This window comes from Oligoflexus sp., from assembly GCF_035712445.1.
GTDB lineage: Bacteria > Bdellovibrionota_B > Oligoflexia > Oligoflexales > Oligoflexaceae > Oligoflexus.
This window is the reverse complement of the sequence record NZ_DASTAT010000141.1, coordinates 1-12916: the sequence shown is the minus strand read 5'-3', so window position 1 is coordinate 12916 and position 12916 is coordinate 1. Positions and strand designations below refer to the sequence as shown.

12 protein-coding genes are annotated in these 12916 nt (G+C 55.3%); 10 read left to right on the top strand and 2 right to left on the bottom strand.

What is annotated here, in order from left to right:
* Positions 1–21: 21 nt before the first annotated feature.
* On the bottom strand, positions 22–366 hold the full coding sequence (locus tag VFO10_RS29705; RefSeq protein ID WP_325145659.1) for an RNHCP domain-containing protein: 345 nt from the start codon (positions 364–366) through the stop codon (positions 22–24).
* A gap of 114 nt (positions 367–480) precedes the next feature.
* Between VFO10_RS29705 and VFO10_RS29700 the strand changes: the two genes are divergently transcribed.
* From VFO10_RS29700 to VFO10_RS29660, 9 genes are all read left to right on the top strand, one after another.
* Positions 481–1899 carry a hypothetical protein gene (locus tag VFO10_RS29700; protein ID WP_325145658.1) on the top strand — a complete coding sequence of 473 codons (1419 nt, stop codon included), beginning with the start codon at positions 481–483 and terminating at the stop codon, positions 1897–1899.
* A 661-nt stretch (positions 1900–2560) separates the two neighbouring features.
* Positions 2561–3550, top strand: coding sequence for an SPFH domain-containing protein (locus VFO10_RS29695; protein ID WP_325145657.1), 990 nt, complete (start codon positions 2561–2563; stop codon positions 3548–3550).
* Between the two features lie 9 nt (positions 3551–3559).
* Complete coding sequence (locus VFO10_RS29690; protein WP_325145656.1) at positions 3560–4186, top strand: DUF4178 domain-containing protein; 627 nt, start codon at positions 3560–3562, stop codon at positions 4184–4186.
* Positions 4176–5435, top strand: coding sequence for a DUF4178 domain-containing protein (locus VFO10_RS29685; protein ID WP_325145655.1), 1260 nt, complete (start codon positions 4176–4178; stop codon positions 5433–5435). Before VFO10_RS29690 ends, VFO10_RS29685 begins: the two co-directional genes overlap by 11 nt.
* 198 nt (positions 5436–5633) lie before the next feature.
* Entirely contained in the window at positions 5634–5846 is a 213-nt protein-coding gene (locus VFO10_RS29680) for a DUF350 domain-containing protein (RefSeq protein ID WP_324955551.1), read from the top strand.
* Positions 5847–5855: 9 nt separating this feature from the next.
* On the top strand, positions 5856–7352 hold the full coding sequence (locus tag VFO10_RS29675; RefSeq protein ID WP_325145654.1) for a polyamine aminopropyltransferase: 1497 nt from the start codon (positions 5856–5858) through the stop codon (positions 7350–7352).
* Positions 7342–8928 carry an NAD(P)-binding protein gene (locus VFO10_RS29670; protein WP_325145653.1) on the top strand — a complete coding sequence of 529 codons (1587 nt, stop codon included), beginning with the start codon at positions 7342–7344 and terminating at the stop codon, positions 8926–8928. The genes VFO10_RS29675 and VFO10_RS29670 overlap by 11 nt, the downstream gene beginning before the upstream one ends.
* Complete coding sequence (locus VFO10_RS29665) at positions 8928–9929, top strand: hypothetical protein (protein ID WP_325145652.1); 1002 nt, start codon at positions 8928–8930, stop codon at positions 9927–9929. Before VFO10_RS29670 ends, VFO10_RS29665 begins: the two co-directional genes overlap by 1 nt.
* Entirely contained in the window at positions 9926–10600 is a 675-nt protein-coding gene (locus VFO10_RS29660; protein WP_325145651.1) for an S-adenosylmethionine decarboxylase, read from the top strand. The genes VFO10_RS29665 and VFO10_RS29660 overlap by 4 nt, the downstream gene beginning before the upstream one ends.
* A gap of 20 nt (positions 10601–10620) precedes the next feature.
* On the opposite strand, the gene VFO10_RS29655 is transcribed toward VFO10_RS29660, so the two are convergent.
* Positions 10621–11958, bottom strand: coding sequence for a hypothetical protein (locus VFO10_RS29655; RefSeq protein WP_325145650.1), 1338 nt, complete (start codon positions 11956–11958; stop codon positions 10621–10623).
* Between the two features lie 313 nt (positions 11959–12271).
* Between VFO10_RS29655 and VFO10_RS29650 the strand changes: the two genes are divergently transcribed.
* On the top strand, positions 12272–12916 hold a 645-nt coding region (locus VFO10_RS29650), incomplete at its 3' end, for a hypothetical protein (protein WP_325145649.1).

Below are 12916 nucleotides of genomic sequence, written 5' to 3'. Positions count from 1 at the left end.
GCCCCTGATGCCCTGTTTGGGTCAGTGTAGGGGAGCCCGCGGGGTAAGATCCAGGATTTTCTGATAGTCGTCGCTCAGTATGGGATCATCGAGCAGCGCGATATTGCGTGTCTCAGCCTTGCAGCGCGCGCAGCGAAAAAGAAGCACGAGCCCCTTCTTGCCGTTCAGTTCATAACCGATGGGCCGCAAAAGGCCCTGGCAGCTGTTGGCCCGGTCGCCCGGATAGACATCGACGTGTTTGCTGTGAAGGCAGTGAGGGCAGTGGTTGCGGCAGGTGCGCTTCGCAGGAGGAACGCTGGCACCGCAGTTTTCACAAAGGAAACTTTCGTTGATTTTTTGGAATTTGCCAAGCGTGGGCTCGCTCATGAGTCCCTTCCTTCTGACCTGCCGGGTTCCGATACTCCTCAACTTTTCCGGGTTTCTGCCGATCCCCCATGTAGAAAAGCCGTAGGAAGGGACCTTATAGTGGAAGGGCGGGTTTTGAGCAAGAGAAACCTCAGTCAGGTGCTGCTCCTCTTGATGCTCCTGGGTTGCGCGAAGAGCGCGAGCGAGAGCGGAGGCGGGGCCGCGACCAGTCCATCAGGCGAAACCATCAAAGGTTCCATCAAAAGCGTCACAGGCAGCCAGTCTGAAATGAATCAGTGGGTGCTGGCTCTGGTGGAACGCGATACCGGCATTGCTCATTCAGGCGTCGTCAACGCGGTCGGTAACTATAGTATAGAAGGCGTCGACACCTCGGTGGCCTACACCATGGTGCTGCTCGACCCGCAGTATCGTTTTTCAGCAATCCTGACCTATGTTGGTCTGAATCCTGGCAAGGTTCGCCAGTACTTTGCGATTACGGAGAATCGGCTGCCGACTCTCGTCCATAACGGTCCGATTATCAACTTCACTGATTTCAGCAGCGTGGCCTGGGAAAAGAATGAGGCTGCCGATGCGAATGATAATTTAATTCCCGACGCCCTGGAAGTTTCTGCGGCGTTGTCGGCCGGCGCTGGCGCGCGTCTGACGGCCGCTGGAACCTCCACGGTCACCGCCGACACCGACGGCGATGGCCAGACCAACGATCGCGATGGTGACATCGATGGCGATGGCCTGCCCAACTGGTTTGATTCCGATGATGATGATGATGGAGTCCCCGACGCCTTTGATAGCGATGCGAATGCGGACGAGCTTGCCGATCTTTCCCAGGATGATGGCGACCAATATTTTCCGCGCGTCGTCAAGTACATTGCGCTCCAACTTGTGCAGGATGTGCAAAGTGATGGCAGCCTTGCCAGCACTCTGATGTTCACCACGCAGCTCTTTGAGGATGAAAAAGCAACAGCAGTGCTGGTGAAAGGATCCAGTACCCTCTTCACGGGCTCCTCGTCCGTGCGGTTCGATCCCAACACGGGGGAAGCTTCCTATACGGATTGGGATCAAACACTGTCGGATGATGGCAACAGCGAAGATGGCGAAGCGGGCGATGGAACCTTTTCAAGACGCGTGGAACTGGTCAGCACGGCTGTCCCAAAAGCCAATCAGGTGTTCTTTGTGGAGGTCACTCAGGGCACGGGCGATACGCGGATCGTGAATGAGTTTCCATTTACATTTCCCAGCATGGTGACAGGGGTGATCACTGGCCAATACACAGCGGCCACAAGAAAAGTGACACTCACCGGATCCCCCTTCGGAACGGTTACGGATTACCACTGGTCCGTGCATGTTTACGATGCGGCGGGGATCAAGGTCTTCGCGTCGGAACCGATCGCCGGCACCAGTGCGAGCTATACGCTGCCGACCGGAGCCACCGATGAGGGTGAAACCTACACTGCCCGTATCGTGGCGACTGCAATCGATCGGATTCCCAGTTTTCCTTCCTGGGTGATGCGGAGTGCGAGTTTTAATTTGCAGTAGGCTTTCGTGAGGATTTGGACAAAAAGAAAAAAAACTCTCGCGGGAGAGTTTTCTCAGGATGATGTGGGTTGATTGGAAATTGTGATGTGATGATGAAGAAATGGGGGAGGAAATTTTTGATTCGGAAGCTGATGCGGATCCTTTTCTCCCTCGATCCCGAGGATCAGCTTCGACTGGGATTCTCATCCTGAGTCTTTGATCGACCTCAGCGGCCGGTCATGCAGAATACAAAGCAAAGCCCGTACCACATTTCCAAAGTCCCCCCAAAATTTTTTAAAACCGCTTCACTCTGTCCAAATAGCGGGCAAATTATGTCATATTAGCCGTGTTTGTCGCGAAAAAGTCGAGGCGAGTGCCGCAATCCACACTTTCTGTCGTGCTTTCGTGCTGCGTCAATTTTGTATAGTGTCCCGCTTTGCTGTCACTGTCCGATTCCAGTCCGTCTTACGCCTGCATCGCAGGGGACACAGGTGAAAAAAATGGATGTCACCGACCTGAACAAGTTTGTCGTCATGGTGAAGGATCAATGCAGCATGAGTAATTTTCGGGTGGGAACGAAAAGATTCACAAAGCCTTGGCCCTCAATGGTCGTGCGGGTATACTCGTCCCACGTTATGCCGTTCAAGTTGGTTCGCTTGCGAAAGTAAAGAGGAATGAGCGCATGGGTATCATGGATTTTCTGAAGAAGCAGTTTATTGACGTCATCGAGTGGGTGGAGACGGAAGACGGCCTCCTGAGCTGGCAGTACCCGATGCAGGATCGCGAGATCCAGAATGGGGCGCAGCTCACCGTCCGTGAATCGCAGCTGGCGCTCTTCGTCAATGAAGGGAAAATCGCGGATCTGTTCGGACCTGGGCGTTATACTCTGAACACCCAGACCCTGCCGCTTCTGACGAACCTCAAGAACTGGGACAAGCTCTTCGCCTCGCCCTTCAAATCGGACCTTTATTTTTTCTCGACCCGCGAGCAGATCGATCAGCGCTGGGGCACATCGAATCCGATTACCATCCGCGACAAGGAATTCGGACCGATTCGTCTGCGCGCGCATGGAACCTATTCCTATCGCATCAGTGACCCCCGCCTCTTTTTTCAGAAAATCAGCGGCACCCGTCCCGCATATGCGACAGGCGAGCTGGAGGCCCAGCTGCGGTCGATGGTCCTGACCGCTCTCAGCAGTCATTTCGGAGCGGCCGAGGTCGCCTTCATGGATCTGGCGGCGCAGCAGGACCGTTTCTCGAAAACCCTCCAGGAGATTCTGAGACCAACCTTCGCCCAATACGGTCTCGAACTTGCGACCTTCCTGATTCAGAACATCAGCCTGCCTGAGGAACTGCAGAAATATCTGGATAAAGCCAGTTCCATGCGTCTATTGGGGGATCTGAAACGCTATGCCCAGTTCCAGGTGGCCGACAGCGTGCCCCTGGCCGCTCAGAATGAAGGCGGAGCCGCCGGAATTGGCGTCGGACTCGGAGCCGGCGTCGGTTTTGGTCAGGCGATGGCCTCGGCCTTTCAGCAGCCGACAGGCGGCAGCGAGGCGCCCAAGGAGGATGTGTTCGCCACCTTGGAAAAACTGCAGGGCCTTTTGACCAAAGGAATCCTGACCCAGGAAGAGTTCGATCGCAAGAAGGCCGAACTTCTCTCGCGCATCTAAAGGACAGTTATGGAACTACCTTGTCTGAGTTGCGGGGCTGCTCTTCGTGTGCAGTCCCCGGCGACCCTCTTTATTGTGTGCAGCTACTGCCAGACGACGATGATCCGCGATCAGGACTGGTCTGTGTTCGGGAAAATGGCCACGCTGCCGCCCGAGATCACGCCGCTGCAGATCGGTACGCGCGGCGTTTACAAGGGCGAGACGTTTGAGCTGATCGGACGTCAGCGTCTTCAGTGGCGCGATGGCTATTGGAATGAATGGTGCGCGCTCTTTCCCAAGGGCCGCATTGGCTGGCTGGCTGAGGCCCAGGGTTTTTACATGCTCTCCTTTCCCGTGGAACCGGCGCCTGATGTGCCGAACCTTGCGACCATCAAAGCCGGCGCTTTGATATCAGTGCCAGGACACGAGATGTTTTTAGTCGATGACATCAAGACCGCGACCTGCGTGGCCACGGAAGGGGAGATGCCGTTTCCCGCACCCGCCCGTCAGGAACGGCTGAGCGTGGATGCCAGCAACGCCAAGGGCGAATTTCTTTCGGTCGAAAAAATCGGCCTCACGCAGCATGTGTATCTGGGGCGTTATCTTGAGTTCAATGACTTTAAATTTACCCAACTGAGGCAACTCGATGGCTGGTGAGATAAGCTTCAACTGCCTGCAGTGTGGCTCGCCGATTGCCATTCATGCGCCTGGTCAGAGTTTGAGTTACGCCTGCCGCGCCTGTGGAGCCCTGGTGGAAGAAAACCATCAGGGGCTGCGCATTCTGAAAAAAGCCTCGCAGTCGATGCTGTGGAAACCGCTGCTGGAACTCGGCAGCAAAAATAAACTCCGCGGCGAAACATGGCAGGTCATCGGTTTTATGGTGCGGTCCGATGGAAGTGGCGATTACGTCTGGAGCGAATACCTGCTCTTCAACCCCTTTCAGGGTTTTCGCTGGCTCACCGAATCGCAGGGCCACTGGAACTTTCTGCATATGACCCGGCATCGGCCGAAGTCGGCGCTTGGGACCTGGGTCAGCTGGGGTGGACGGCGCTATCGCCTGTTTTTAAAGGGCAAGGCGCGGGTGAAGTTCGTGCTCGGCGAATTCTACTGGCGGGTGAAAATCGGCGATGAGGTCACGGTCAAGGACTACATAGCGCCGCCGGATATTCTGAGCAGTGAAGAGGATGGGACGGAAGAAATGTGGTCGGCCGGCACCTATGTGGAGCCGGAGGATATTGAAAAGGCCTTCCGTCCTCTGCATCCCATGCCGGCCCGAGTGGGCGTGGCTCCGAATCAGCCCTCGCGCTATCTGGAAAAGCGGAATGCCTATCTGAAACACTGGGGATTTTTTGCGGCGATTTTGATTGCCCTGCATCTTCTCATGAATAGTTTCAAGCAGGAAACGACGGTTTTGGATACCAACATCCTGCGCGATGGCAAGGTCCCGGTGCAGCTCTTGCGCTCGGAATCGTTCACCCTCGATAAGAGCGGCACGAATGTGAAGATTCAGGTGTATGCGCCGCTCCAGAATTCATGGCTCAATCTGCGTTTCACGATGGTCCAGGAGGATGGCCAGGCTGCGGCTCCGATCGAATTCGGGCGCGATCTTTATCGCTATGAAAGCGGGAGCGAGGGAAGCGAGTCGCATACTCTGGATGAGGTGTTTTTAAAGCATCTCGACCAGGGGCGCTATCGTTTGGATATCAACTCCGAGATGGGCTGGGTCGATCCCTCGATCCTCTCGAAGCAGGACTTTCCCTTGCGGGTGACGGTGAAAAAAGACGTCAAGGTCATCTCGCCCTTGGTGCTGTGTCTGATTCTGGTCAGTCTCTTTCCCCTCTGGATTCTTTTGGGGGATTGGCGTTTTGAAAGCAAACGCTGGGCTGACAGTGATGTGAACGGTTAGGAGACGCGGATGTTTTATTATCGTTTATTAGGCGCTATGATCTCTTGCCTTTTTCTTTTTTTGAGTTCGACAGGCTGGTCGTGCTCTGATGATCGCGGCTCGGGGCTTGGCACTTCGGGTGGCGGTTACAGTCGTGGTGGCAGCGGTGGATATAGGACCTATCATAAGTAAGATGTTTAACGACAGAGGAGACACGTTGTGGAAAGCCTGAGCCGGTATATCATGAGCGCGCTGGTGTTTTCGGGACTGGGTATCGTGATTCTGATCGTGGCCATGGTGATCTTCGATCGCCTGACGCCCGGACACATGTGGAAGGAAATCGTCGAGGAAAAAAACCTGCCGCTGGCCCTGACGGCTTCGGCAACCATACTGGCCGTCGCGATCATCATCGCTTCGGCCATTCGCGGATAGGACGAGCCTGTGGCCCTGCTTCTTTTGATTTCGGTCTTTGTCATCGCCACCGCGGGACTTGTGTATGAACTGATCGCGGGTACGCTCGCGTCCTATCTTTTAGGGGATTCGGTCACTCAGTTTTCGACGGTGATCGGTGTCTACCTCTCCTCGATGGGTGTGGGGTCCTGGCTCTCCCGCTATGTGAAGCGGGATCTCTTACGTTTTTTCATTCATGTGGAACTTTTGCTGGCTCTGGTCGGGGGCAGCTCGGCCGCAGTGCTGTTCTGCCTCTTCGATCAGGTCGCGAGTTTTCGGATTCTTCTTTATAGCCTCGTGAGTGTGACCGGCATCCTGGTTGGTGTTGAAATCCCTGTTTTGATGCGGATTTTGAAGGATGAGTACGCGTTCCAGGACCTCGTGGCCAAGGTCTTCACCTTTGATTACCTGGGGGCCCTGCTCGCTTCGCTGCTCTTTCCCCTGATCCTTGTCCCCCGACTCGGCCTTGTGCGCTCAGGGTTTTTCTTTGGCCTTTGCAATGTGCTGGTGGCCTGGGCGGCTCTTGAAATTCTGGGAAAGGGCCAGGCCTGGCGGAATACGCAGAGGATACTGGTGCTTTTAGTCCTGGCGGTCTGCGGCGCTGGCCTTGCGCTGGGGGAACGTCTGACGAACTGGTCGGAATCGCAGAGTTTTCCCGATCCGGTGATTGCCGCGGTGAGTTCACCCTATCAGCGCCTTGTGCTGACGCGGAATCAGCAGGATACGCGGCTTTTTTTGAATGGGAATCTTCAGTTCTCTTCGGCCGATGAATATCGTTATCATGAGGCTTTGGTCCATCCAGGGCTGGCGAGTCTGCCCCAGGCCGAAAGGGTTTTGATCCTCGGCGGTGGGGATGGTCTCGCGCTGCGTGAAGTGCTGCGTTATGAAACTGTGAAAGACGTGGTGCTGGTTGATCTGGATCGTGCGGTGACGGACCTGGCCACGCGGCATCCGATCCTTCGGGATCTGAATCAGGATTCACTTCGCTCGCCTAAGCTGACGCTCGTGCATGAGGATGCCTTTCAATGGCTGCGCTCCGCGCCTCAGTCCTTTGACTTCATCATCATCGACTTTCCCGATCCCAGCAGTTTTACCATAGGAAAACTTTATAGCACGCGTTTTTATGAGCTGGTGAAGCAGGCCCTGAAACCGGAAGGGCAGATGGTGGTGCAATCGACTTCGCCTTACTATGCGAAGCAATCCTTCTGGACCATCGTCAATACGCTGAATGCTGTGGGTTTTCAAACGGCGCCCTATCATGTTTATGTGCCTTCGTTTGGGGAATGGGGTTTTGTTCTGGCCGGACGCCAGGCTTATAAGGTCCCGAAGGATGTGCCGCGCGGTTTGAAATTTTTAAGCCCTGATCTTCTGCCGGCCCTGTTTCATTTCCCCCCGGATATGCAGGCCACGGCTTCAGCCATCAATCGCCTGGATAATCAGGTTCTGGTGCGAACCTTTGAAGAGGAATGGGCGCGTTATGTCCATTAACAGGCGGGAGCTTCTTCTGGGCGGCATGGCCCTTCCCTGGATGCTCGGCTGTGATGAAAAGGGTCGCGGGCTGAGGCTTTCCGGTGATGACAGTCAGAGCGCACATCGTTTAAGGACGCAGGATTTTCCCGCGCCCGAGGCCGTCGAGAGGCTCAAGGTCCTGATCCTGGGCGGCGGGGTCGCGGGCTGCACAGCGGCTTATACCCTTGAAAAACAGGGTTTTCGTGACTATCGGCTGCTGGATATGGGCAACGAGGTCGGCGGCAATGCCCGGAGCGGACGGAATGCGGTCTCGGCTTTTCCATTGGGCGCGCATTATCTGCCTTTGCCAAATGCCGAGGAAAAGGATCTGCTCGAATTTTTGGAGGATGCCGGCGCTCTGAAGGGCTGGTCGCCGCGCGGTGAGCCTTTATTTCGTGACGAATTTTTATGTCATGATCCCGAGGATCGCGTTTTTTATGAAGGCCGCTGGTTTGAGGGCTTGATTGCCTGGAAGGCTCTCGGGCCCGGAGATACTGATGATCTGCGCGCCTTCTTTCACTTCGTCGGCACGCTGCGGCATAAAAAAGGTCGGGATGGACGACGGCTGTTTGCCATTCCCTTGGATCAATCCTCGCGTGATGCGGAATACTTGCGACTCGATCAGATGAACTTTGCTGATTTCGTGCGGGGACAGGGCTGGCATTCCCCTTACCTCGGCTGGTACCTGGATTACTGCTGCCGCGATGATTATGGAACGGGATGGCAGGAGGTTTCCGCCTGGGCCGGCCTGCATTATTTTGCAGCGCGTGACGCGGAGCGCGGGGAAGGGGCCACGATCCTGACCTGGCCCGAGGGCAACGCCTGGCTCATTCGGCAGCTCATGAGACGATCGCAGGATCGCTGGATCGGTGATACACTGATTTTTCGTATCGAGAAAAACGCCTCGGGATATGCGGTGGATGGATGGCAGACCCGGAAGGGACGTGCCCTGCGCTGGCAGGCCGAGGCTTTGATCGTGGCCCTGCCGCGCTTTGTCGCGCAAAGACTTTTGCCGGAGCATGCGGCCCCTGACGGAACGCTGAGCTATGCGCCGTGGATGGTCGCGAACTGCACCGTCGATCGTCTGCCGGAATCAGCTGGAGCGGCTTTGGCCTGGGATAACGTGCCCTATGGTTCGGCGTCTTTGGGTTATGTCGTGGCCACGCATCAGAATCTTCGGCGCTATGAAGGAGCCAGTGTCTTGAGTTCCTACTGGCCCCTGGCCACGCAAAAACCCGCCGTGGCGCGGATGATCGCGGGCCTGCGGCAGGTCCAGGATTGGGAACGGCTGGTGCTGGCTGATCTGGAACATATGCATCCCGGCATCGGTCCGAGTGTGAAGGCCATGGATTTTTGGGTTTGGGGTCACGCGATGATTCAACCGCGACCGGGTTATATCTGGGGACAGGATCGGGCGCGCATGCAGGCGAATCCTTGGCCTGACCTTGTTTTCGCGCATAGTGATATGAGCGGCATTTCCATATTTGAAGAGGCTTTTGCCCGCGGGCGGAGCGCGGCTCTTCATGTTTTGAAACAGAGGCAGGGACAAAGCTGATGCGAGCCCAACCCTGGATGCATTCCGCACGCTTCGATCTGCTTTGGATCCTGGCCCCGCCTTTTTTCGCGGTGCTCCTGGTCGCTTTTTTGCAGGCTTTTTTCCCTGCTTTGATGGATGAACCCTTGCATCCGGGCGTCTGGCTTCTGACTGTGGTCGGCATTGATGTGGCTCATGTGTATTCCACAGTCTATCGCGCCGGCATGAAACCAAAACTGCTTTGGATCGTGCCTCTGGCTGGTTTTATCGTGAGTGTTCTCCTTTTTAGCCTCGGACCGAATATTTTCTGGCGTTCGCTCGCGTATCTCGCCGTCTTTCATTTTGTACGGCAGCCCTATGGGATCATGCGCTTTTATCAAAGAGGACAGCGCAGCACGGTCCTCGATAAGCTCGCGATCTATAGCGCCAGCCTCTATCCTTTGATCGTCTGGCACCTGGGAAGCGCGCGTGAATTCGGTTGGTTTATGGCCGGGGATATTTTTGTTTGGAATGTCAGCTGGCTTTTGCCCTATGTGCATGCAGCCGCCCTTGGCCTTGCCCTCGCTTACATCGCGCAGGAATGGAAAACGCGCGCGATAAATCTGCCGAAGAACCTTGTCATCCTCGGGACGGCAGCGGCCTGGGGATTTGGTATTGTCGTCTGGAACAATGATTTGGCATTTACACTCACCAATATCATCAGCCACGGCCTGCCTTATATGGCCATAATCTGGATTTTCAACGGTGCCCGATTCTGGCGACCGGACAGCCGCACGGACTGGCGTTGGGTGGCGCCGCTTCTTTTCGTGCTGACGCTTTTTGTGCTGGCTTATATGGAAGAGGGTTTTTGGGATGCCTGGGTGTGGAGCGATCATCCCCAGATTTTTCCCTGGTTTTCCTATCATTTTCAGCCGGTGGCGGAGACGTCCCTGCCTTGGATCGTGCCGCTTCTGGCTCTGCCGCAGCTGACTCATTATGTGCTGGATGGATTTTTATGGCGACTCGGGAGGTCGGGATCATGAAGCGTCTTCTGCCGGAAAGTCCTGCGCATCTTTTGGAAGGATTCAATAACCTCACCAAGTCGCTGCGCACGAATCTTTATTTTGTGCATCCGTCGCCTCACGATTTTTCCCAGGAACTGCAGCAGCGTTATCAGGCGGCGTCCCTGGAAAAAATGCTGCAGGAGATCGCCGATCGCATTGAAGCGGTGGTGCTGGCCAGCTCGCGGCAGGACTATGAACCGTGGGGCGCCTCGGCCCTGATGCTCCTGAGTGATGCAGGGCCTGGGGCTGTGCATATGCATCTGAATAAGAGTCACCTCTGCGCGCATACCTATCCGGATTTTGGAAGTGCGGACGAAGCTCCTTGCCTCAGGGTGGATCTGGATTTGACCAGCTGCGGGACGATTTCGCCTTTGCGATCTTTGAATTTTATCTTGGACTGCCTTGGCCCTGCAGCGGCGGTGATCGACTATTCGGTGCGGGGTTTTACGCGGGATGCCGCGGGCGGCATGCTCTTTCAGGACCATCCCCTGCAGCGGCTTCAGGATAGCCTTGATTCCCAGTGGCTTGAGGTGTTTGAGGTTTTCGATCAGATAGGGAACTTCGATCAAACCTGGCAGATGAAGATGCTGCGCCGGGATCTTGAGTCTGCCTCAGCCCGGCAACTTCGTCAAATCATGCAGCTCGGCTGAAATAAACCCGAAGAAAACTTTTATTCCACAGCCTCCACAGCTGCAGGCAGCTCAGGCATGGTCTGAGCCTTCAAGGCCGTCGGCGTATAAACCGTGACAGCATTCATAGCTTCCACCAAAAGTCCATAAGCCGTGTCGCCTGGTTTTTGGTAACTCTCATTCCCGACATAACCCTCGGCATTGAGGTAGATGGGATTGGCCCAGCGGCTGGTCTGGCCGGCAACGGGACAGATGGTGTCATTCGTCGGATTATTGCTGCAGAACGTAGCCAACCCAGTGAGTACGGCAGCATCCGTCACAGCGGTATTCGACTGACAGATATTGACCGGCAGGTCTGTGGAGATATACTTGCCGGATGTTGTACAGTTGAAGTTACTCGTGTCCTTGCGCAAGAGGTCGAGGGTAAACGTTTTCAGAAGCCCGTCGACACCATAGCTCGTAAAGAAATTCGCCTCATCCGCGTAATGCGCGGCCTGAACGGCGGCCATTTTTTCCACAGCAATGTTACGAGCGGCATCCGCGGCCAAGGTGAAAACATACGCAAACTCGTCTTTGGTCTGGAAGGGTGCGAAATTCCCTGACGCCGTAGCCTGAGCAGGTCGGATCGCAGACCCCGAACCGCTAATCAAGCCATTGCTATCCGTAACGGATAAACCCAAGGAGGCCAGTTGCGTGCTCGCTTCAAAATAGATCTGCAGCGCCATCGTCTTTTTATCTTCGGTGGCCTCAAATTTGGTGACAATCACATCCGGAGCTGAACCCGCGCCATCATAATTCGGAAAGAATGTGAGTTCGCCCTTGCCTTGCTTCTCACCCGTTTTGCTGAGCTGCATCTGCAGCGCCGAGACATATGAGCCTTTTCCATTGGGCCAATAGAGTTCAATACCCACATCGTAATCCGAGCCAGCTGGGTTCGCCCAGTATTTTACATGCGAAGGTGCATCGGAATCACTGCTGGGAACTTCAAAGACGGTCGGTGTTTCCGACACTTGCCCTGTAACAATTCCCCGATAGGCGTTGCAATCCGCTTCATCATTGCTGGTATCAGAATCCGTACAGACGGGTTTGCCAAAGATGTGGTCGATAATACTTTTGGTGAGTGTTGTCATCTGGCCGGCTACCCCGGTGAAGCTGACAGGCACGAGGAAAAGTGTTTTGATGTTTTCCGAGGCATCCGCGAGTTGTATGTTGCCACCGCCTGGGGCTACGGCTGATGGAAGATCAATGATGATCGTTCCTACATCAGGAATTGTGCTTTTGATATCATCATTCACTGACCGGCTTGATTCGTCATCCGTTTTTTTTCCGCAGTGGGTCAGCAGCAGGGCTGCCAATGGGAAAACCGCAAGACTTTTCATGGTTGCCTCCTCGTTCTGCCCTGGAGTCAAGGCACCTGATTTCCTGAATCGGAGAGGCCATGGAAACACTTGAATGCTTTTTGCTCGGAGACTGGCAATCCTGCCTTTGCGTAACATTCAGCTAAAAAACCATAGTATCTGCAGGTTTGCTGCGTTGGATGGTGCTTCGACCACGCGGGTCGATGACGAGGCTGTGCCGGGATCCTGGGCCCGTCAACCTCGTAGAATCATGCAGCCAGGTCGAGATAAACCCTAGGAAAATCTTCAGGATGCCTCCTTTTCTGCCGATCATAAGGCGTGGAGGGATCCCCGCATGCACAGCCAATTTTTGGTCCTCAGCCTTATGCTGCTGACCTTTGCCACTCACGCTTTATCCCAGCCCATCAGAAGGGTTCAGCAGGGGACTGCTGATCTTTCCAGCTGGGATTTCTCCGAGGATAAGCTGGTCGAGCTGCATGGCGAATGGCTCTGTCAGAGCCTTGGAGACGCTCTCGATTGTGCGGCACCGGGTTCCCTGCGCAGTGTTCCCTTTACGCTCTGGCGTTCCCTGGAGCAGGTGCGGAAAGGGCAGGCGCTCTATTCGAGGCTGGAAACCACTGTGAGTCTGCCGCGGGATCTGCGCGATCCTTTGTTTTTGAATATCCGTGATGTCTTCGGAGCCTGGCGTGTGATCCTTTCCGATCCGGCCACCGACGTGATTTACTTTGATCAGCAGTTTGGATCCATCGCCGCCCAGCACGAGCATTCGATTCCCATGGGCGGTGAAGTCTGGGCTCCCTTGCCGCTGCAGCCCGAAGTCAAAATCTCCATCGAGATATCGAGCAGCGCGGCCAGCTACGGACTCTTTCGACCGCCTGTCATTGGACGGCCTGAACTCATTCATGCTTTGCGGGAAAAAAACCTTCTGCAGATGGCCATGATCATCGGGGCGTTCATCCTCCTGGGACTTTATTCGCTG

Coding starts and splice junctions, on each gene's coding strand:
- VFO10_RS29705 (WP_325145659.1), bottom strand. CDS start 366: ATGAGCGAGCCCACGCTTGGCAAATTCCAAAAAATCAACGAAAGTTTC.
- VFO10_RS29695 (WP_325145657.1), top strand. CDS start 2,561: ATGGGTATCATGGATTTTCTGAAGAAGCAGTTTATTGACGTCATCGAG.
- VFO10_RS29690 (WP_325145656.1), top strand. CDS start 3,560: ATGGAACTACCTTGTCTGAGTTGCGGGGCTGCTCTTCGTGTGCAGTCC.
- VFO10_RS29685 (WP_325145655.1), top strand. CDS start 4,176: ATGGCTGGTGAGATAAGCTTCAACTGCCTGCAGTGTGGCTCGCCGATT.
- VFO10_RS29670 (WP_325145653.1), top strand. CDS start 7,342: ATGTCCATTAACAGGCGGGAGCTTCTTCTGGGCGGCATGGCCCTTCCC.
- VFO10_RS29665 (WP_325145652.1), top strand. CDS start 8,928: ATGCGAGCCCAACCCTGGATGCATTCCGCACGCTTCGATCTGCTTTGG.
- VFO10_RS29660 (WP_325145651.1), top strand. CDS start 9,926: ATGAAGCGTCTTCTGCCGGAAAGTCCTGCGCATCTTTTGGAAGGATTC.
- VFO10_RS29655 (WP_325145650.1), bottom strand. CDS start 11,958: ATGAAAAGTCTTGCGGTTTTCCCATTGGCAGCCCTGCTGCTGACCCAC.